This is a genomic window from Solibacillus sp. R5-41, from assembly GCF_002736105.1.
Taxonomy (GTDB): domain Bacteria; phylum Bacillota; class Bacilli; order Bacillales_A; family Planococcaceae; genus Solibacillus.
Genome location: NZ_CP024123.1, coordinates 1,877,968 through 1,898,278, shown reverse-complemented (window position 1 = coordinate 1,898,278; position 20,311 = coordinate 1,877,968). Strand labels below are relative to the sequence as shown.

General features: G+C 37.0%; 19 protein-coding genes and 2 pseudogenes. 1 reads left to right on the top strand and 20 read right to left on the bottom strand.

The genetic code is table 11. The features are described from left to right. Window positions 1-55 precede the first annotated feature (55 nt). The 6 genes and pseudogenes from CSE16_RS22170 to CSE16_RS21835 all read right to left on the bottom strand — a co-directional run. Window positions 56-286 (bottom strand): annotated as a pseudogene (locus CSE16_RS22170) (pre-toxin TG domain-containing protein); the annotation flags it as partial. A gap of 335 nt (window positions 287-621) precedes the next feature. Continuing rightward, window positions 622-834 (bottom strand): hypothetical protein, encoded by a 213-nt coding sequence (locus CSE16_RS09065; RefSeq protein WP_099423600.1) that lies wholly within the window; start codon window positions 832-834, stop codon window positions 622-624. 381 nt (window positions 835-1,215) lie between these two features. Continuing rightward, window positions 1,216-1,674: a DUF6630 family protein gene (locus CSE16_RS09060; protein WP_099423599.1), complete on the bottom strand. Its 459-nt coding sequence runs from the start codon at window positions 1,672-1,674 to the stop codon at window positions 1,216-1,218. Window positions 1,675-1,701: 27 nt separating this feature from the next. Then, window positions 1,702-2,679, bottom strand: a complete 978-nt coding sequence (locus tag CSE16_RS09055; protein ID WP_099423598.1) for a hypothetical protein — start codon at window positions 2,677-2,679, stop codon at window positions 1,702-1,704. Between the two features lie 280 nt (window positions 2,680-2,959). Continuing rightward, window positions 2,960-3,394: an SMI1/KNR4 family protein gene (locus CSE16_RS09050; RefSeq protein WP_099423597.1), complete on the bottom strand. Its 435-nt coding sequence runs from the start codon at window positions 3,392-3,394 to the stop codon at window positions 2,960-2,962. A 108-nt stretch (window positions 3,395-3,502) separates the two neighbouring features. Further along, entirely contained in the window at window positions 3,503-4,024 is a 522-nt protein-coding gene (locus tag CSE16_RS21835) for a hypothetical protein (protein WP_253896213.1), read from the bottom strand. A 28-nt stretch (window positions 4,025-4,052) separates the two neighbouring features. Here CSE16_RS21835 and CSE16_RS21830 point away from each other — a divergent pair. Continuing rightward, window positions 4,053-4,206, top strand: a pseudogene (locus CSE16_RS21830) (IS30 family transposase); the annotation flags it as partial. 257 nt (window positions 4,207-4,463) lie between these two features. Here CSE16_RS21830 and CSE16_RS09040 read toward each other — a convergent pair. The 14 genes from CSE16_RS09040 to CSE16_RS08970 form a co-directional block, all read right to left on the bottom strand. Then, a complete protein-coding gene (locus CSE16_RS09040) occupies window positions 4,464-4,931 on the bottom strand; it encodes a DUF6985 domain-containing protein (RefSeq protein ID WP_099423596.1) in 468 nt (155 codons plus the stop codon). 17 nt (window positions 4,932-4,948) lie between these two features. Further along, window positions 4,949-6,400, bottom strand: a complete 1,452-nt coding sequence (locus CSE16_RS09035) for an HNH endonuclease (RefSeq protein ID WP_157764776.1) — start codon at window positions 6,398-6,400, stop codon at window positions 4,949-4,951. Next, window positions 6,400-7,935 carry a phage baseplate assembly protein V gene (locus CSE16_RS09025; RefSeq protein WP_253896212.1) on the bottom strand — a complete coding sequence of 512 codons (1,536 nt, stop codon included), beginning with the start codon at window positions 7,933-7,935 and terminating at the stop codon, window positions 6,400-6,402. Before CSE16_RS09025 ends, CSE16_RS09035 begins: the two co-directional genes overlap by 1 nt. 39 nt (window positions 7,936-7,974) lie before the next feature. Beyond that, window positions 7,975-8,382, bottom strand: coding sequence for a DUF4280 domain-containing protein (locus CSE16_RS09020; protein ID WP_099423594.1), 408 nt, complete (start codon window positions 8,380-8,382; stop codon window positions 7,975-7,977). A 29-nt stretch (window positions 8,383-8,411) separates the two neighbouring features. Further along, on the bottom strand, window positions 8,412-9,149 hold the full coding sequence (locus CSE16_RS09015; RefSeq protein WP_099423593.1) for a hypothetical protein: 738 nt from the start codon (window positions 9,147-9,149) through the stop codon (window positions 8,412-8,414). 156 nt (window positions 9,150-9,305) lie between these two features. Further along, the gene (locus tag CSE16_RS09010) at window positions 9,306-9,857 is read right to left on the bottom strand and encodes a serine protease (RefSeq protein WP_099423592.1); all 552 of its coding nucleotides are present in this window, start codon (window positions 9,855-9,857) and stop codon (window positions 9,306-9,308) included. Between the two features lie 24 nt (window positions 9,858-9,881). Further along, window positions 9,882-11,012, bottom strand: a complete 1,131-nt coding sequence (locus CSE16_RS09005) for a pentapeptide repeat-containing protein (protein ID WP_099423591.1) — start codon at window positions 11,010-11,012, stop codon at window positions 9,882-9,884. Between the two features lie 47 nt (window positions 11,013-11,059). Next, complete coding sequence (locus tag CSE16_RS09000; protein ID WP_099423590.1) at window positions 11,060-12,484, bottom strand: hypothetical protein; 1,425 nt, start codon at window positions 12,482-12,484, stop codon at window positions 11,060-11,062. Further along, window positions 12,481-13,158, bottom strand: coding sequence for a hypothetical protein (locus CSE16_RS08995; RefSeq protein ID WP_099423589.1), 678 nt, complete (start codon window positions 13,156-13,158; stop codon window positions 12,481-12,483). The genes CSE16_RS09000 and CSE16_RS08995 overlap by 4 nt, the downstream gene beginning before the upstream one ends. A gap of 40 nt (window positions 13,159-13,198) precedes the next feature. Beyond that, complete coding sequence (locus CSE16_RS08990; protein WP_253896211.1) at window positions 13,199-13,984, bottom strand: DNA and RNA helicase; 786 nt, start codon at window positions 13,982-13,984, stop codon at window positions 13,199-13,201. A 25-nt stretch (window positions 13,985-14,009) separates the two neighbouring features. Then, a complete protein-coding gene (locus CSE16_RS08985; protein WP_099423588.1) occupies window positions 14,010-16,655 on the bottom strand; it encodes an acetate and sugar kinases/Hsc70/actin family protein in 2,646 nt (881 codons plus the stop codon). Between the two features lie 23 nt (window positions 16,656-16,678). Further along, window positions 16,679-17,374 carry an iron-dependent peroxidase gene (locus CSE16_RS08980; protein ID WP_099423587.1) on the bottom strand — a complete coding sequence of 232 codons (696 nt, stop codon included), beginning with the start codon at window positions 17,372-17,374 and terminating at the stop codon, window positions 16,679-16,681. Next, window positions 17,365-18,627, bottom strand: coding sequence for a normocyte-binding protein (locus CSE16_RS08975; RefSeq protein WP_253896210.1), 1,263 nt, complete (start codon window positions 18,625-18,627; stop codon window positions 17,365-17,367). The genes CSE16_RS08980 and CSE16_RS08975 overlap by 10 nt, the downstream gene beginning before the upstream one ends. Window positions 18,628-18,643: 16 nt before the next feature. After that, window positions 18,644-20,275 (bottom strand): PP2C family protein-serine/threonine phosphatase, encoded by a 1,632-nt coding sequence (locus tag CSE16_RS08970; protein WP_253896209.1) that lies wholly within the window; start codon window positions 20,273-20,275, stop codon window positions 18,644-18,646. Window positions 20,276-20,311: the final 36 nt, after the last annotated feature.

Genomic DNA, 20,311 nt, shown 5'->3' with positions numbered 1-20,311 from the left:
TTTTTGTTGTATTCTTGCTGCCAGTGACGATGCCAGATGCAAATTTACCGCCACGTACAGCTCCTTTAACTAAACCTCCGCCAAATACAGCCGCAAATCCTACGCCTCGTTCCCAATTTTCTAGCTTGCGATTTGTAAACATTTCTTTTCCGGTGGCAATCTCAATTCCCGCTTTTATATTGCCGATTACCGGAACAAAGTCCAAAACTGCCGAGGCAACTCCCTTATATCCTCCTTCTTTAAAGGAAGTATAGGTGTAAGCAATTTTGCCTCCCACTTTTTTCATAACCTTTTTCGTGTCTTTAACAGCTGCTTTTACCTTCTGACTGGCTTTTTTGACAGCTTTCTTCGTCTTCTGAGCGGCTTTTGTGACAGCTTTCTTCGTCTTTTGAGCGGCTTTTTTTGTTGCCAGTACACTCTTCTTCGCCACTTTCTTAACCTGTTTAACTATTTTGCTTTTGGACAGATTGTTCGCGGTTTTACGAGCTTTTGTATAAACTTTGCCTAGCTTTTTCTTTGCTTTCTTTGCTTTCTTTGCTACATCTCCGACGCTTGGGATACTACCGAGGAAACTAGCTGCCTTGCCTAAAAAAAATCCTTTGCCTTTGCCTTTCTTCCCCATTAAGCACCACCCCCAGCGAGCGGAATCATGCCCATGACGTCGAGGGCTTGTTCGAAATTGTCATCATCGTCGTCTTCAGTCGTTGTTGAGATAGAAACTGGCGCTTTAATCGAGCCATCCATTTCTACGATTTGACCTTGAATATCGGTGATGCCATCGAGTACAAGACTGCTAGATCCGCATGTAAAACGGAGAGATTCACCTGCGCTCATGGCGATCGTTTTCCCTGAAAATGTGATGTATCATCACTGGCTGTTAAAACGATTGAATGATTGCTGTGGACTTTAATGCCTATTTCTTGATGTAGTTCGAGGTAGATAAGTAAATAAAACAGCCAGTAATCGGGGTGAACTGCTAACTGGCTGTCAATCAAAAATGTTATTGTTGCATTCAATATATTGAGCTAACTTAATCTGTTGAAATTGTCACATGCCAAATTAAGACTCTCCTAAGATTCCTTTTATTTATTATAACTAAACAAGCAAGTACTAACCCTTTTTTAATCAAGTCAAATTGTACGACCTCTTAATCAGTCATCCATTAATGTGTATCTCATTTTCTTGAAATAATATTATTCTATCGAAAAATTAAATTTAATTATAATATTGTATATATTTCCCGCTTAGAGGAATATTTTCATTTTCAAGTAATTCAAACTGTAATAGTTTCGTTTTATTTACTAGTTCCTCAATGAATAAAGCATAATAATCACCAGTAGTTGGATAAGAAAATAAACCATATCCTTTTGATGAAATAATTTCGTTTACCTCTCTAATCTTGTCGGGTAAGAACTCATATTCAAATTCACCAAGCTGCTCAAGTTCTTCTTGTGAGGCAAGTTCAATACCATGGTTGAATTCGTAATCTAAGATGTAATTCACTATCTCATAGTCCTCTTCCCCCTTATAATCAAGATAGAGGAATCTCTTAGTTGACATCCCATATTCTAATATCCATGCATGAAAGTCTATTTTTTTGTCTAAGTCATCTAGAGCATTCTCCAAATGATCCGTCTTGTCAAAAATAATAGATACGATTTCTTGAAATTGCATTTTGTTTCCCTCCCATAAAAGGCTATTTTAGTTTTGAAAAAGTTCGCCATATCGATTCGGAATATAATCCGGATAATTCTTCCGATAAAAACCATCTATAAGTTTTAAGAGAGGATCCCATTCTGGGTATGGTTCGGGATCACTAATTATCATTTTTGCTTCAGGTGTATTCATTAAGAAATCATCAAATTCTTCTGGAATAGGTAATCTGCGTTTTTTCCTTACGAAAAGTAAAAATAAAATTTCATAGGGGTAAAATCCGTATCCAAAGTCCCCAAATTCAATAGACTCTCCTAGCTCTGAGGCTAAAATGGAATGAAACACAGACATTTTATCAATTAAAGTTTTGATTTCATCTAGCTGAGGTGTTTCCCAGTTTTTTAATACTTCAGTATAAACGTTTAACTCTTCCGGTATTAAGCCATATTCTAAATCCATTTTTTTAAATTGTTCTTTCACAGCTTTATGTAGATTTTGATTTGTTCCAAAAATGGTTTTATTCCGGAACTGCAAATAAAGCTCTAATAAAAACCACGTATGTTTGTTCAAATCATTTGCATTCATCCAACGGCTATCAAAATGATCTACAATAAAATTAAATAATATATTCTCTTCCTTTTCCCATCCAAACATTGTGAAATGAATTAAGGTCATAATTGCTTCTCTAAAAGTGTATTCGACAAACATTTTAGGATATCTACTTTTATAAAGACTTTGTGCCATGCACTGATGGAAAACAACCATCATAATTTTTTTTAATTCATCTGATTTTTTCTCATGATTTACAAGCACATCACTCTTCCATTTAGAAAAATTATGTGATTCTATTGAATCTAAATCTATTAATAAAATATGATCCTTTTCAATATCATTCAACTTCACAATATGAGTAATTCTATTAAAACTATCCATATACTCTTCTTCTACATCCTCAAACTTTATTCCCTCAACAAAATTTTTACAATATCTTTTATATGATAATTGCAATTTTTTGAGATTCAACAATATATTCACCTCAATTAATCAAGTTGTTTATTCCAATCCTTTACTTTTAATTCCTCTACACCAAATCCTGTTTTCGTAATTTTGATATCTGTTTCTATCCTAATAAAATCAAATTCTAACCCTGAATTCTCCCTCTTTAATTTTTTATATTGGATGCATAGAAACAATTATGATTATCGGTAAGCTGCATAGGGTTTGAATGTATAAGATATTATCTAAATATATTGTGCACAAAAGTAGAAACCTCAATAGAAAATTTCTCTATCGAGGTTAATAAACATTATCCATTTAAAAACTGAGGCAAGTTTTTTATCCATTCTTCAAAGCTTGTATTATACTCTTCAACATCAAAATCTTCACTATAATAGTAATATACAGGTGATTTTGGACTGTGTTTCGCACTTATACAAAAATAATCACCGTTACCAATGTCTAGGAATGGAATCAAATTTGCATCCCACATGCCATTATTTTTCTCATAATCATAAACAAATGTTATTAAATCATTACCATTATTTTTCCCTGTTGATACATTTAGAATGCCTGGCAACACATATTTAGACATTGCTATAAAAAAACTTATAAACTCATCACTAAATTTACAATGGAATTTATTCTCGATTATATTCCAATCATTCAAAGAAGGGGAATCTAAAGTATCCCATTCTCTATCTAACACTTGAGATAAAACCGTCTCTACTTGATCATAAGTCATGTTAAGTTACCTTCCTCTCAAAATTTTTATATACCTTCACCTGGTAGTATTTATTCACTTCCTCTTTTTTTATAGTGTTCAATTATTTCTTTTTTCTCTGACTTGGCGTTAATTTTGATTTTTCTGTATGTCTTGTGTGGTTACCTCCACGTCGATGTGTGTATATTCTTCTAATTCATCGAATACTCCACCTTCGGAGATAGGGATTTGTCCTCTGTGATGTGCCTCGATATTTTTATCCCCATGGATTCTTTTTGTTGTTGGACCATCGCCACGACGCATCCTTATTACTTCGTCAATCGTTTTAAACTCATAGCGAACAGGTGGAACAGACATATCTGGATTTGGATTTGGATTTGGATTGTTTAAAGGACTTAATGGCTTTGTAGAGTCAACCTCGATTACCCGATCCATTAGTTTTAAGTTTTGCAGTTGAATTCGTCTGTTTTTTGTATTACTAGCTGGTGCTTGATTTGTGTTCGATTTCTTAGTACTTTGCTGTTGGTTACGACTTGACGGATTCTTATCTTTTGATTTTGTAGTCGTAGCTGACTCTGTATTTTTATTTGATGGCTTCGGTAAGGTGATATTGTCATTGGCTCTAAGGGTAAGTGGATGCTTACTGTGCATCTCTATCCCAATTTCCTGATAGAGATTTAGGAAGACGGATGAGAACGGGAATGGGTTACTACGTGAGTTCTTTCCGAAGAAAACTATTTTTGATGGAGTCACAACAACTCAGTTGAATCAAGCACTCATTTTAATTAATTGTCGATTCACGAAAATGCCTTGGTTGGAAAACTCCAGACTAGACATTTCAAGAAGAACTCTTGCATATAATTTGACAAACGGTCATAAAAAATTTCAAATAACAAAAAACAGGTAAATTACGGTGGTATCAAACCATAATTCACCTGCCACTTACAACCACATCGTATAATTTAATTAATAAAATTCAAACTTTGGAGTTTATGCAAACAATACGAAAAGATATTCAAATAAGAATTACATGGGTTAAATATGTTATAGATTAAACGATGATTTTATTCGTTAGTTGACAGCCAGGTATTCAAAGTGCAACATCTTGGTATCCTACCCTAGCTACTTCTTCATCTATTAGACGAATACCTACCCCATTTTCTATGTCCCATGTACAATCGTATGTTAGTCCTATATATCTGCCTTCAAATCGTCTAGCAGATGGAACATAAATCCCTACTAGCCTAATCATTTCAAAAAGCTGATCAATCGTATCAATTAGAGGATAATTTTCATTATAAGAAATATCATATCCAAGCTCATGTCGTTTTTGTTTGTAATAATCTAAAATTGGTGGCAAAATGCTATATTGTACATGTCCCCAATTTTGTATTAAAGAATTATACGAATTATACTGTTTTTCACTAAATTCACCATCTTCTTCACCATCTATCATCAAAGCTATATCGGCTTCTTTTCCGCAATATTCAATGATAGTATCTCTACTCCAGACATAATCATATTCAAGCTCACCAAAAACTGCATCATTTATTTTCATTTTGTAATTTCCCCTTTCTATTTAGCTGCAAATCCTTCCGGCTTAAACGCTCCTGCATTTATCTCTCCTACACCGCCAAGATGTCCAAATTTGCTATTTATTTCTGATGGTACAAGTTGGATCGTCTTCACATCATTTAATTCATGCCAGGTTAACTTGTATTCTTCTCGATAATCTGCAATGTCTCCTGCTTTAATTTTCCCAGGAGTCATTCCAAACTTGTTTGCCAGCTCAGGCGAATTGTTAAGTTGTTCAGCCAATTTTTGATCTGCTTGTTTAAAGTTAATAGCTCTCGCTTTTGTTCCGTTCTTGCCAATCCCACCTACCATGTGGTCAATTTCGAATTGTGCTTTTGCTACTGGTGAAAAATCAGGAACAGCATTTTTATATTGGATACCATCAATATCAGCTTGACCCAATATCTTTTGTATTTGAGGGTCTGGCGGTGGTTTAAGCGTACATAGAGATTCCCCTCGTGCTCCTTTAAATTCGACAGTTGGGTTATTTGGTGCAGGTGTTTGATTGTATCTATTTTTATATGAACTGGCAAATTTAGTTTGCTTAAAGGCGGGTGGAATATTAGTACCATTTCCCGTACCCTTAGTCTCTGCCTGCTTTTTAGCTGGTTCTTTATTTTTTGGCGGTTTTGATTCTGGAGTTTTCCCATCTAAAGACTTGGCTACCGATGTTGAATTTTTTGTTGTATTCTTGCTGCCAGTGACGATGCCAGATGCAAGTCTACTGCCACGTACAGCTCCTTTGACTAAACCTCCACCAAATACAGCCGCAACTCCTACGCCTCGTTCCCAAGTTTCTAGCTTGCGATTTGTGAACATTTCTTTTCCGGTGGCAATCTCAATTCCTGCTTTTATATTGCCGACTATCGGAACAAAGTCCAAAATTGCCGAGGCAGCACTCTTATAGCCCCCTTCTTTAAAGGCAGTATAGGTGTGAGCAACTTTCCCCGCCACTTTTGTCATGACCTTTTTCGTGTCTTTAACCGCTGCTTTTACCTGCTTACCAGCTTTTTTGACTGCTTTCTTCGTCTTTTGAGCGGCTTTTTTCGTTGCCAGTACACTCTTCTTCGCCACTTTCTTAACCTGTTTAACTATTTTGCTTTTGGACAGATTGTTCGCGGTTTTACGAGCTTTTGTATAAACTTTGCCTAGCTTTTTCTTCGCCTTCTTTGCCTTCTTTTTGACTTTCTTTTTGGCTGAACTTGCTGCTTTTTTGGCTTTTTTTGCCGTCGTTTTAGCCGCCTTTTTCACTTTTTTCGCCGTTGACTTGGCGACACTTTTTGCTTTTTTGGCTGTCGACTTCGCTGCACTTCCCGCCTTTTTCGCTGTTGATTTAACCGCTTTCTTTGCTTTCTTTGCTACATCTCCGACGCTTGGGATACTACCGAGTAAACTAGCTGCCTTGCCTAAAAACCCTTTACCTTTCCCTTTACCCTTACCTTTCTTCGCCATTAAGCACCACCCCCTGCGAGGGGAATCATGCCCATGACGTCTAGGCCTTGTTCTAAATTATCATCATCATCTTCCATTGCACTGGACACAGAAACAGGGGCTTTAACGGAACCTTCCATTTCAACAACTTGTCCCTGTATATCCGTAATGCCATCAAGAACGAGACTGCTAGAACCACACGTAAAGCGCAGAGATTCCGTTGCACTCATGGAGATAGTTTTGCCTGCAAAGGTGATATTGTCATTGGCTTTTAGGGTAAGCGGATGCTTACTGTGCACCTCAATCCCACTTTCCTGATGAAGCTGTAAAAAGACAGCGCCTTCCTTTGCCGTAAATGTCACCGATTGTGGGTCGAGCTTCATGTCTTTACCTCGTGGTGTGCCCCAGTAAGCGGTTTTCGGGTCGGCTGTTTTGGGATTCGTATCCCCGCCCTTTCGAATACTGTGACGGGCAATCGCTGTTTCTTCCCGATGCGTTGGAAAGGCAAGGTGGACGTTATCGCCTATTTCAGGTGGACTGTAAAAGCCGCTATGCCCCTCTGCTGTATATGGTGTTGCAAGATTAAACCATGTCGCCTCGTCCTTCTTTTGCGTCTCATCAATTGCTAGGTGGAGTCGCACTTGGTCCTTTTTAACCTCTAATACCTTCCCTTCGATAGATACACCTAAAAGTGACGGAATATTCAGTCTCCCTTGGCGAATACCAGCCTCCGACAGTAAATGATACTCATAGGTAAGGACACCTTTTTGCATGCGGGCGATTGACTTTACCACAACAAGCTCCTTGTTTTGTATGAGGACACGGTCACCAAGTGCCAGTATTTTTTTCGATTCAATCACATAAGATACCGTATCCCGCTCTATTATTGGTCGTTCGCTGTCATTGTGTAGCGTATGTAAATACACGGAGCGATCCTTGCCAATGGTATAATTAGTAGCCGATAGCTTCTCTACTTGTCCTTCGGGTAGACCAAACCACAGCTTGGGCGTTTCGGCATCCACTGCAGGGACGAGCACAGTACGAAAATGGGAGGCCATGCGCTTTAAAAACTGCCATTCTGTCTCCTTATATTGTAATACAAATTGCTTTAGAGTAGTAGCTTTTGAAGTCATATCAATGACATCGGCGCCCGGATAGTCGGTAAGTACTTTCGTAATCATGTCGCTATATGTCATTTGCACATGTTGAAAAGAACGTGATGTTGGTTTATAGTCCAAGCGAAATGAAGACGATAGTGCCTCCAGCTCGATTTGGTAGATACCTCTTACCATCCGAATAGCAAGTTCTGCTACATGCCCTTTAAAGAGTGGTCGGACACGTTGCCCATCCTTCAGTTGATAAAGTTCAATCAAATCTGTACTGCTTGCAAGTTTCATACAACTATCTTTCTTTTCTTCGGGGATTACCCCCGTAATACACAACTTTGCATGGTCGTTGACGGTTTGAATCAGGCTGATATCATGCAATGTTTGGACTTCGTAGGGGGATACGAATTCGAGCTCACCGTACCCAATTACTTCATCACACTTGTTCACATGAATTCCCTTCTTTCCTCAGGGATGATCGCCAATTACTTATTCCTGGCCATCATCTTCTACTTTGATTGTCCCGCAATAGAGACACATATTGATAGATTGATTGATGAGCGCGGCGAAATTCTCCACCAATTGATCATCTTTTCCGTTTATCCATGGCATCGTGACAACAGGGGTGCAGGGCATAGGTGTTAGAACGCCATTATTCGCCGTAGTAGCTGCTGCGACCGTAGGGTTTGCTAATGTCTGACATAGGCCGAAGGGTTGGATATTGACATTGGGCTTAAAATCCATCGTGTTCATCTGTGCTTTGTTCTTCACATAAACACCATGGCTTACAGGCATCTTTAAAATGCTTGTTTGATCACCCTGTGAACAAGATAATGTGGCACCTGCCACTACATAGCTGCGCTGCTCATCACCTTTTGTTTGCATTTCTTCCGACATCGTGAATCACCCTTTCTTCTAAAGAACTATCAGAAAATGAGGATCTCGTCTTTTTTCTCTTGTCCTTCTTCATACAACTCTATATAAATCATTTTTTTCTTACTATCCTCTAACTGACCAATAGAGATTTGTAACACCTGCTTTGTATTTTCTCCTCCCATGCGATAGAAATGACCGTTCCATCTTCCTGTCACTTTTTGCGCATCAGATGCTACGATTTCCTCTACATAGGTTAAGTCACCTAAATTGCTTTGAAGCGTGCTTCCATCTGCGCTAACTTTAAGCTCCGTAACGATTGTAGCTGTTGGATTTTGAATCGTTGACTGCTCATCAGTTTTTGTAATAGTAATATCGCTATCGCCAATTTTCCCAAGGATAAAGTGCTGATCCGCTTCCTGTAAAAACTTATACTCTTCTTCTGTAATACCTAGTTTTTCATCGTAGGGAAGCGCTTCTCCTTCTGCTAGCCCGCCCAGTGTTTCTGAATACCATGCTTGATTTTTCGCAATAGACACCTGTATCGTTTCTGAAATCTTTGTCATTTTTTCATTCAAATCTGCTGGAAGACCGATTGTCATCACATCGGCTTTGAATGTACCTTCTTCAAAACTTTTTGCAAGATTAGATTTACTATTATCTACTTTTTCTGTGGCTGCGTTTTCCTGTCCAGCTAACTTCTCTTCTTTCTCACCTTTTACAGCTTCATCTGACCCACAACCTGCAAGTACTACTGCTGCAAACATTACCGAAATCCATCTTTTTTTCAAAATATTTCTCTCCTACCTTTGATTTTTTAGGTTCATCACCAAAAGTGAGGGTTGACATTTAATTATTGATTTCCGTTCCGGCTGGCCCCCCAGAAAGCGCCCAGCCGGAACGAAAAATCAACCCCAAGTTATGTGATGAGCCTTTTTTTACTATATCTAGTAACGAAAAACTGCGCTCCATTTCCCTTCGGTTTGTACTTTTGACAATCGAATACCTCGAAATGCACGGCGTAGTATACTTTCTGCGAGCTCAATATTGACGATGATATAATCCTCTTTAATACCGTCAATTTTAAAAATGGTATACGGAGCAGCTAATGCCTCATCAATGACGAGCTTTTTCAGCGTACCGTCCAGATGAAATTCTGTTTGAGCTGACAGGCAGGAAACTTTTGGTGGAATGATGAGCCAATATAGCACTTGACTTAATTTGGGTAAATCCATTAACACAACCGATTTGAACTGTAAGCGCGGCTCATATTTTCCCACTAATTGTTTAACCGGACCTGAAAGCAGCGGGACTGGCTTTTCGATAAAATCGATATAGTCATTTGCACGCTTATCTAACACTGGAAATTGACGATCAATCGCCTCCAGCTCCTCCATTCTTTCGGCTGTCAGTAATTCTTTCTTGATGACTTGGGATATGCCAACTGGTTCTACAGCATTCGAAATACGCTCATCCTGAGATAGAATAAAATAGTTCATCTTCGAGTCTCCTTTTTAAAACATCTACTTCCAAATGACATTTGCGGTTTGAAATGGATCTAGTTTTAGATGATTTCGTGCTTCAATAGAGAACACTGCTTTGTCTAAATTAGCGCCTACAAAATACGTATTTTTTACATTTGCCCCTAAAAAACAAGCACCTTTTAAATCTGCCAATTCAAAATTTGCTCCTTCTAAATTTGCTCCGTTAAAACGTACTGGTAAGTAACCTGGCATTTCCCTCTTCTCTCGATCAAGAAGCCCACTTGCCCCTTTCACATGTTGGAAATTGGCACCCTGAAGCTGGCTATTGCTGAAATCTGCTTCATGTATAGCACTAAAGCTTACATCTGTTTCGATCAGCAGGCTTTCTTTGAAATTAGCGCCAATCAGCATGCAATCCCGCATTTGACTATGCGACAAATTCGTCTTATGGAAAAATGCATAGCGTATGTCTAAGCTTTCATAGTTCCCACCGGATAAATTTAAATTACTAAATACCTCATATGGATATTCGTCCTCTAACTTTTGGTCAAGCCAAGCCTTGATTTCTTCCGTATCCTTCGGTGAGAAATCATCACTATAAACAACTTCACTTATATCCATATACTCACCTATACGAATTTCCACTGTTACAGCTCTTTCCAGTGCTAAGTATTCTGGGCATCTAATGATGTCAGGCAGTGCGTACCTTGCAAGGCTAATGATATACTGATGAAAGTGTGCAGCTTCCATTAACTTGATGCGCTCTATATCTGCTTGTGAAATCGCACCCATAAATGTTTTGCTATACATAGATAACTCTTCTATCAATTGCTCTAAAAAACGAAATGCCCAGCTCACATCATAGGTAGCTAATATAGGGTGTAGGTCAAAGAACCAATCTTCATCTGTTCCTTCTACTAAATAGCGATGGCTACCACCTAGTAGCTCTGATCGTAGCATGGAAAAGACGATATGTCCGATTGGTCCTTTTTGCTGTTCGGCTTGTTCCTGTTGCAACTGAAGACAGATGTTTAGAAAGGATTCTTTAAATTCTTCGGCAAGCTCATCTTTAGAACCTTGAAAATAATCTTCTAATGCCAATAAATATTTCAGCCGTCTTTTTTCTACTTCTGTTTCATAGAAATGCTGTAAAATTCCCTCCGCTTGCATATGCATCTCCTTCTTTCTCTTAGTTCAGAACGTCAAGAATAAGGCTGTTAATTGGCCTTTACTTCCTTCCCGAAAATTTGAACACTGCCATCCATCGTTATTTTACTTTCTTTGCATTTTAATGTAATTTCTTCCTCAGCAGACAAAATAATTTTCTTACTAGCGTTTAGAGAAATGTCCGCCTCGGAAATGAGTTTAATTTCCTTCTTGCTAAAAATTTCGATGCCGCTTTCTTCATTTAGACGGATAAAAATATCGCCATCCTGTGCCGTAATGACAATTTCCGTTGGGCTCATCTTAATTTCTTTACCAAAGGCCGTTCGATAGTACTTAGTAGAAGGATCATCCAGCTTATTCGTTGCACTACTATCTAAATTTTTGCGAATTGAACTACTTGCAAGTCCCTCTTCCTCTTTATGGGTCGGGAAATATACGTGGACAAAATCATTGATTTCAGGCATACAATACCATCCGCTCTGTCCTTCAGCCGTATATACAGTCGCGTACAAGAACCAATGTGCTTTCTCTTTATCTTGTTTTTCATCGATAGTTAGATGGGCCTTAATATGATCCTTTGCCACCTCAAGCACTTTACCCTCAATGGACAGACCCGAAATATTAGGGTTAAATATTTCACTTTTATTCATACCATTTTTTGAAGAAAGGGTATAAATGTGCTTGAGCAGCCCATCTTTCATAGACGTGTATGCTTCACAAACATATAAAGTTTGTTCATTAAAAGTTACATGGTCTCCAATAGTTAGCACCTTATCAGTTTCCACTTCATAGTACAGAAAATCATTTTCCTCCATACCATCATTACCATTCTCTGTATAGAGTAGATATTCTGCTAATTTTTTCCTTGTTGTATAGTGATAGTCTTCGAGTTTCCCTTTGGCACTGCCCGCAGGTACACCGAAGTGAAATTTAGGTGTATCAAAGGTCGACGCAGGTACTAGCCCTGTATTAAAACGGGATGCAAGTCGCTTTAAAAATTGCCAATCTGTTTCTCGATATTGCATAGTAAACTTTTCTAATTTGCCCCCTTTTGTCGCCTCATCAAGAATATCGAGACCAGGATATGGGGGACTTATTAGTTGGAACAAGGATGAATAAGTCATCTCTTTATTTTGATAGGATCGACTTTGCTTCTTGATATCGAGTTGATAGGTGTTTGTAGCAGCTTCGACTTCAATATAGTAGATTTCCCGAACCGCACTTACTTTTATCGTTAGAATCATGCCTTTAAACAAAGGTATGGGGGATCCAGAATGATCTAGCTGATTGACTTCAATTGCCGAATTCGCTTCAGTCATTTCAACGTATTTATCCCTAACTTCCTCAGGCACGATGCCAGTAAAGCGTAAAGTAGCGTGCTCATTTATCTTCTTTGTTAGCGTAAGCTCTTGAATGCTAACTAGCTTAAATGGAAGTACCTGCAAATTATGATAGGCAGTTACGGATACACTCATAACTGTACCCCTCCTTTCCTTCCATTAGGAGCAAATTGAAGTGTTTCCATCATGGCCCTCGCTAAAGATCGCCAAGTCTCGATATCCTCCTCCATACAATTGAAGGTACCGATAAGTGCTTGGCCTTCAATAGATGCAAAGAACATTAAATTGAAAATATCGCCGTCTATAGCAGGTGTAATCACTTCTATAAAGCCAATTGTTTTTTCATTAATTTCTATCACACCCGTGTCTAGCCATTCTGCTGAAGGCTGGGCTTGCTCAAGAATGTCGATCATGTCTTCTTGAAACTCAGCAACTTCTGCTTCTGATAAAGCATTTTTTGTCATATTGAACGCTAGATTGATAGTTGACGAGTCATCTGTATAAATAGTGTTCGGTCTTCGTTCTGAAGGGTACTTGAGAAATGCCAATTCAGGTAGCATGATTGAAAATAACTTTGGCATTCGGAAAGTAATCTTCCCTTCCAATACACTTTGGTCAATTACTGGAATATTCTCACCGTCTATATGCACAAAGGACTGGTAAAGGTCTATTTTTTGTAGCTCTGGTTTAGGCTCCTGCTCATTTTCTGTTAAAGTCGATTGATTTTGTGTTATTTCATGATTTTCTTGTTCTCGCATTTCATTTCTAAGCGCAATAATCTTTTCATCTAAAAACTTCAACCCACTCACCTTCCGTTTCTTGAACGTTTTTTACAGCAGTCTTTTACACTTAGTCGACAATCATACGCTTTGGTCGTGCTTGATTATTTGCTGTCAAACGGGCACCCGTTTTAGTTTCTAATAATATTCGACTTAAATATTTATGAATTTGTAGATTCGTATACTCTTGGTATTCCAAACCTAGACGATTACTTACATAAAAATCAATGACATCTCGTTGTACACGATCTTGGTTTAGGCACTCTAGCGCAAACGCTATATCATAGGCGTTAGATGGACGATTTTTTAAAAGCTCTTGCGCAAAATATTGTAAAATGATTGGATGATATGTACTTTTATGAATGCCCGCATACTGACAGTGAATATAATTGACTGTATTATATTCAGTAGCAAAATCCGAAAAATCTATATGCGCTGAGCGTAGGCTGGACCCAGGTTTTAATTTGAAACGACCTAATTCTAGCTCATTGTGAGTAGGCTCCATTAAGTCATCTAAGACAATGTCTGTCGTAAAAGTTGTAAAATCCAATTCATTTACTTCTTCAGCAAATCGTATTTTCAGCATCAATTCTTTTCCTGTCGCCTGATAAGGAAGTTTATGGTCAGTAAGAAGCATATAAATTCGGTTATTATACTTCACAATTCCCTGTGTAATCACAAGCATAGTTTCAGATACAACAACATTGACCCCAGCAATAATGCCATTTGAGTAGTCTTGGAAATACAAATCTAAAAAGTCCCTAGAATAGTCTCGAATATTCTCAAGCATTTCTCGCTTTAAAATCCTGCCTTTTAGGAAATGCGGATATCGATTGGCAAACACTCCTTCACTCACCCCTTCCCTCTATTTTTACCCTGTTTTACTTTAATCCATCAAAGAAATCCAGCTCTGATAAATCAGTTTCAAAAGCAAAGAATTCTTTACTGCCTATAAATAGCTGTTCATCTCTTCTAGCTACTGGCACAACATGGAATCCCCAGTGAGCTTCTCCTGCAAATACAAAAAACTTAACTTCCCCGTTAACAATGGAATCTGTTTCATCTTGTGGAATTTTATCTTGATAGTAAGCAGCGATGTTCTCGTAAAGAACTGGCGCATAATCTTCTTTCCGATTGAAGTAAATGTATTTATGTGTGGCGTGATTGTCACTGCCACTTAGGAAAAATTCAACCTCCGTCACACCCCATGGGCGAGAAATTGTACCATGAATTTGGTTCAGCCGTTCGAGACTACTAATAAGCAGTTTTTCCTGACGATTATGTGTAAAGGCACTTACTGCATATGGCACACCAGGAGCATGATTCGTGACATCTGTTTCAATCATGCCAATCTTTTTGGCATTCAAATAACGCAGCGCTCCTCTTAAACAAGAAAGCTTCAATTCTGGCACTTTCCCAATGTTTTCAGCCTTTTGTCTAAATTCAATGCTTCGTCCTGGTACAAATTCTTTTAAAGCTTCTCTAAATGCATCAATCTTACACGATTGACCTGTGAGCTTAATGATCGAGTATTCTGACAACTGACCATTCTCATAAAACTCCTCCAAAAAGTCTCTAACAATATCATAAATATCAGCCTTGATTAAATGATTGATTTCTTTAATATTGAAAAATACATTTGGATAATCATAGACGTCTTTAAATTGATTGTTTTCCAATAGTGATAAACACCATCGTTCAACAGCTGTTACATTTAGGTCACTATCCTGATGCAAATCATTTTCTGAATAAAATCGACTTCTTAAAATACCTGTCTTACGGAAGAATTCCTTTTTCATCTCCTCCGCCATTTCCCATAAAAAGTAATAATTATTCCTAACGCGCAAGTATTCATCACGCGTGCGATTTTCATATTCTTTAAAGCGTGTAGGAATAATGTTCCCTGCTTCTATAAAGGCAGATTCAAATTGTTCATAAACAGCTTCTAATCCAAAATCATCAACATGCCTATAAATATCCTTTCCAGGAATATCAATTAACGCATCAATATCATAGGCATTCTTTCCGCGGCTATAATAATTGGCAAAAACAATCTTCATGAACTGGAAGATACGATATGTTATATTATTTCCTCCAAAGTTTGTATCACCATTTTCATATGTCGTGTTAATCTCAATTTTATAAGAAATATGCCCATCCTCTATACGGAATTTACAAGAAGAGAGATCCGTCGTTCCACCTCCACAATCGATGACAAGTGCTTTATATTCCTTACCATCCATAAAGCTATCATTCTCAATTTGATTGGCGATGGTATTATAAAGTACTGCCATACCTTCATCTAGGGCATGGTCCGATTCTATTTCGTATTCGGGCAAAATATTATGAAACATTTCGATAAATTGTGTTTTTAACTTTACAGGACTAGAAATATGCAAATGCTTAAAGCGACATTTAAACTGATGCTCTGCCATGCGAATAATATAAAGCATAAATTCTCTTAAAATTTGGCTTCTTGGGACAAGCGCAGTATTTCCTTGTCCATCCATGATTTCTTCTAATTTTGAGTAATTGTTGACCCATCTTTTTATGCCTTGAAATTTTGTAGCAAGGCTCGTATAACTATTCTTTTTCATGATTTTCAGCGCATCATAACCAAAATGATAGCTCATCTGATCTGGATTCGAGCAATCAGCAACACTCATAACAGTAGGTACTACTTCTATCCATTCATCTTGATGCGTTTGCTCTAAAAATGTTACAAAGTTAATGCTATTGAGCTGAATTCTTTTATTTAGCAAGTCATGAGTACATGGAGAAGATACGTATTCACTATCTAAATAAACTCCAGCTGTTGTATTGGTCGTTCCAAAATCTATTGCAAGAATGGCATTTGTTGTTTCAAGCGGCTTTATTTCTAAATCCGGGATAGGAATTTTAAAATAATGGAGATTCGTTGGAGGAAGCGAATTCTCTTGATAGTATGTCTTATAGATGTACTCTGAATCCTGCTTTCTTAGGAAAATGAAACTATAATTCTTATTTTTTGTATCCCTGATTCCTATGTCTTGATCAGCTGTAAGGTAGTACAAATTTTGATGTTGATTGTCTTTTACTAAATTGAGAATGCCACATAACTCCTGACTCTCATTGACTAATAACACATTTGATTCCACTAGACGCCCACCAGTTTCTACTAGATACTTGTCAGGCTTATCAATTTTCATCCCTCTGTATATGCTCATTTTAGCGGGAATTTTTATCTCACCATTATCTGTTAGAGCAGTTTTTAAGTACTTTTGCATAGACGCTTCTACTCGTTCAAAGCCGCCATCCCTTTGCTCTTTTATTAGAAGACTCCCTTCAGCCCCACGGTATCTTAATATGGTCTGAATTAGCCTATCTCGTGGAAGTGTATTAATCAGTCCTGTGACAAGCTTCTCTTTATAGCAAATATTTCTGAGCTGGAAGGTTGTCATTTCCATTAATTCAACTCGTGTAAACGTCATATATTTCTTTTCTGGATAACTTTTATTCGTATGCAACTTAAATGAATATTTATTCACATCTGAACCCTCCTTCAATTTATTCAATAAAGGGCAATTCGATCGAGTTTCATTGTCTCCTCTACATCAATAATGCCAATGTGATTGTTCCAATAAACTTCCATATGAAATCCTATTGGTAAAAAAATTTCTTGAACAAGTTGCACTTTTAACTGATTAATCTCACATTGCTTTTGTTCGATATATACAAGTAATTCATCCTGTTCTTCAGATTTCAGGTAAATAATACAACCCTTGAAAAGCTTTTTAATCGTGTCTTTTACCAAATAAATTTCATCACCCGTTTGATATAACCTTAAAACATTTAACGCGATAATCTCTTTTTCCTTTTTTATAAATACCTGTATTTTATCGCGCACACTTTCTCCAAATACACCAGCTTCAATTTCACTCAGTACAAACTGAATGAAAAACTCCTTTTTATTCATTCCTTGCATGCGATCTATTTCCGCTAGAAAGTGAATTACAATATCAAAAAATACTTCTCTAAGTTCCGCTTCTTTATCATTGTCTAGATGAAATAAATTTTTGAATATTTCATGATACCGATAATAAGGATTCACTTCGACAACATTTTCCACAAAATGTGCATTTAAAAACTTAGGGCTAAGTTCCATATAAGGAGAAAAAGTTTTAGCTAGGGTAAATTTAATATCCGTTTTAGATAAACCCTCATCCTCAGCTCTTATTATCAAATCCCAAATGTAGTTCATACCCATGTACCTTCACATTTATATTCATAAAAATGTCTCTGCACTTCTGCAACAAAGAAACTGAGAATATCATTTGAAACAAAAGTATTCTCTTCGTTTTCTTTAAATAACAAAAGCATAACTTTTTTGTTGCTATGCTCACCAACAACATTGACTAAAAAAGGATTAATAGGATAACTGAAGCTTACGAGTTGAGTTGTTTCAACTATTTCCACATCTACCAATTCCACAGCTTTAGCAGCTTCAAAGGAATTGACAAGTCTAATAATTTCACCTTTAGTTTTTACACTAACAGCATAGTTGTTCACAAATTTATTCATAAATCTATCTATTTTCCGATTAGAAACAAGTTCATAATTTAGCTTACCTATCTTTTCTTTTTCAATATTGGCAATTTTCACGATTTTCCATATCCCTGATTTATCAAGAGGAGAGACCATCATTAACTCATCCTCTGACCGTTTAACATAACGAATATTTTCTTCATCTGCCTCAACTAGATAGCCATGTTTAGTACCAGTCTTGCGAATAGAAATGGTATGTTCATAATTTACTTTATCCGTTGCGGGAATTGGAAACCCTGTATTTTTTACCTCGAGCCTCTCAATATTCCATAAAGGGATCATATCTAATCGTTTTTTGTCGTCAAACTCCTCTAAATCGATTGTGAATTCAATAATTTCTGTTTCTTCATTTAATGGTGGGCAATCCAGTAACACAACATCAAAAAATTTATAGGCAAAGGGATTATTTACTGTTTTCCACGGAAGACCATTGACTTGAAAAATAGGGTAAAGTTTATCAATTTCCTCAATATAAGTTGTGTTTTGCTCCAAGCAAAACTTCACATCATAATGCCCTTCAGTAGTGAGTAGCTGACCAACAAAATGCCTTTTAAGGGCAAGTAGTTGTTTAATTTGCATCGAATCACACTCTAAAAATAAGGTAAGAACAGATACAGATTCATTTCGTCTAAATGAATCCAGTAATTGTTTCATGTTGATACGGTTGTTTTCAAGGTCTGTCGGGATCATCGGAAATAGGGAATCATGAATAGGGTCAACGTCTTCTTTTAGACAAAGCGTGACATAAATATCATGTTTGTTCTCCCAATCTTCAATTTCGTTAAAGACTCGTTCTTCTAGCTTTTTGTTCATTTCATCCTGATAATCGACTAAATTCATGAGCACACCACTTACAATATCTTTTAGTAATTGACGTTGCTCTAGGTTCTCTATTTTTCGTAATCGCTCAAACATAACCTCTTTCAGCATTCTATTTTCCCTCCAGTTGTGTATCATCATAAGTAGACTCTTCATCATCTAGAGGTGGTACAGCTGTATCATCAGCTGTTTCTGCTACTTGTCTTTGAGGTATTGGGTTTAACTTATCATTTGCATTCATTATCTTACGCTCTAAACCTAACACCTTAGCGAGTAAATCCGTCTCCTGATAAATTTCCTGCGCAAGTGTATAGTTTTCAATAGCTTTCATAAAATCTTGTCGGGCATAACTTTGGTCTCCATTTTTTTCCAAACCCTCAGCTTTCAATTCTTTTTGTTCCTTCTTTAGTTCTGCTACTTTTGCTTCAGCTTCTTCGATTTTCCCTTTTATTTCTGCTTCTCCACTAAACGAAATAGCTAGGGCCTTCTTTCTTGCTTTTTGGTAACTTGCAAGTGCACCATTATAATCTTCTGCATCAAATCTAAAATCGCCATCCTTAACAGCTTCAACAATTTGAACAATCGCTTCCATATTCACGATTTTTTGTTCAACTTCTTCTTCCCCGAAATTATTAATCAACTTTCCTTCTTTTTTCGCATTTTCATATTTCTCCATTGCTTCAGAGAATTTCCCTTTTTCGGCTTCTTGATCTCCATTTAAAATAAGTTGAGTAATTCTCAATTTTTTGGCAAGCAAATTTCTATGTACTGGATTTTTCACTTTTTTAGCTGCATTTCTTCCTTCACTATATTCCAACAAAGCGCCCTCATAATTTCCATCTTGAAAGTATAAATTGCCTGTCTTCTCATGCTCAAACATTTCAGCCGTAATTTCAGTCATTTTTTTAACTTGTTTAGCCTTATAAAAAAAGGCACTTCCTCCAATAATTAAGATCAAAATTAACGCTATCATAATCATTTTGAAATATTTCATATTTTTCTTGTTATTCTCTTGGTAAACTTTATTTGCAAAAATAGAAGCTATCGTATAATTGTTAACCACTTTCTTTTGTCTACTTAAAAGAACTTCTTCTAGTAAATTTGTATATTGCTCTGGATCTTTTAAACCCTCTAAAGCATCACCCATTTCAATGTCACTTACTTCTTCCCATACACCGGAAGTACAAAGTAATAGCACATCTCCATCCGTCAGCTTTATCTTCTTTGAAATAAAAGGTTGAAAGCTGTTTGGTTTTCCTAGATAATTCAATAGATTACTTCGCTCGTCATGTTGACTTATATCAATAGAGGTATCCATTTCAATTGCTAATTCTTGAGCTAGGCTTTGATCACTACTTTTATAAAATAGTCGTCCATTCCGAAAGTGATATAATCGTGAATTTCCTACAACAGCGAAAACCATTTTAGTATAATCTGATACAACTAGTACAATACTGGCTTTCAATCGCACTCTTAGGCTTTGTGCCTCCAATAATTCTTGAGCGTTTTTTATATACTTTTTTATTTGCCATCTGGACATAGATGGTTTTTCCATAAATTTTTCTAGTATACCTTTTACCACCAACTCTGCACTATTGACTTCCTGATCAGAATCTAATCCTTTTACTACAACCCAGCAGGCTAAATCATCTAACTCTGTATAAGCGAAATAATCCTTATTTTGCATAAAAGATCCTGCTTCTGACAAAAAGCTTGTTTTGAAGTCGCTATTTTCCTTTCGCATTTATATCCCTCCTTACACGATTGCCCGTTGTTTATC

What these genes read in the sequence shown, in the direction of transcription:
- CSE16_RS09065 (WP_099423600.1), bottom strand. Translation starts at nt 834, where the DNA reads ATGAGCGCAGGTGAATCTCTCCGTTTTACATGCGGATCTAGCAGTCTT.
- CSE16_RS09060 (WP_099423599.1), bottom strand. Translation starts at nt 1,674, where the DNA reads ATGCAATTTCAAGAAATCGTATCTATTATTTTTGACAAGACGGATCAT.
- CSE16_RS09050 (WP_099423597.1), bottom strand. Translation starts at nt 3,394, where the DNA reads ATGACTTATGATCAAGTAGAGACGGTTTTATCTCAAGTGTTAGATAGA.
- CSE16_RS21835 (WP_253896213.1), bottom strand. Translation starts at nt 4,024, where the DNA reads ATGCACAGTAAGCATCCACTTACCCTTAGAGCCAATGACAATATCACC.
- CSE16_RS09040 (WP_099423596.1), bottom strand. Translation starts at nt 4,931, where the DNA reads ATGAAAATAAATGATGCAGTTTTTGGTGAGCTTGAATATGATTATGTC.
- CSE16_RS09035 (WP_157764776.1), bottom strand. Translation starts at nt 6,400, where the DNA reads ATGGCGAAGAAAGGTAAGGGTAAAGGGAAAGGTAAAGGGTTTTTAGGC.
- CSE16_RS09020 (WP_099423594.1), bottom strand. Translation starts at nt 8,382, where the DNA reads ATGTCGGAAGAAATGCAAACAAAAGGTGATGAGCAGCGCAGCTATGTA.
- CSE16_RS09010 (WP_099423592.1), bottom strand. Translation starts at nt 9,857, where the DNA reads ATGAACTATTTTATTCTATCTCAGGATGAGCGTATTTCGAATGCTGTA.
- CSE16_RS09005 (WP_099423591.1), bottom strand. Translation starts at nt 11,012, where the DNA reads ATGCAAGCGGAGGGAATTTTACAGCATTTCTATGAAACAGAAGTAGAA.
- CSE16_RS09000 (WP_099423590.1), bottom strand. Translation starts at nt 12,484, where the DNA reads ATGAGTGTATCCGTAACTGCCTATCATAATTTGCAGGTACTTCCATTT.
- CSE16_RS08980 (WP_099423587.1), bottom strand. Translation starts at nt 17,374, where the DNA reads ATGGGTATGAACTACATTTGGGATTTGATAATAAGAGCTGAGGATGAG.
- CSE16_RS08975 (WP_253896210.1), bottom strand. Translation starts at nt 18,627, where the DNA reads ATGTTTGAGCGATTACGAAAAATAGAGAACCTAGAGCAACGTCAATTA.
- CSE16_RS08970 (WP_253896209.1), bottom strand. Translation starts at nt 20,275, where the DNA reads ATGCGAAAGGAAAATAGCGACTTCAAAACAAGCTTTTTGTCAGAAGCA.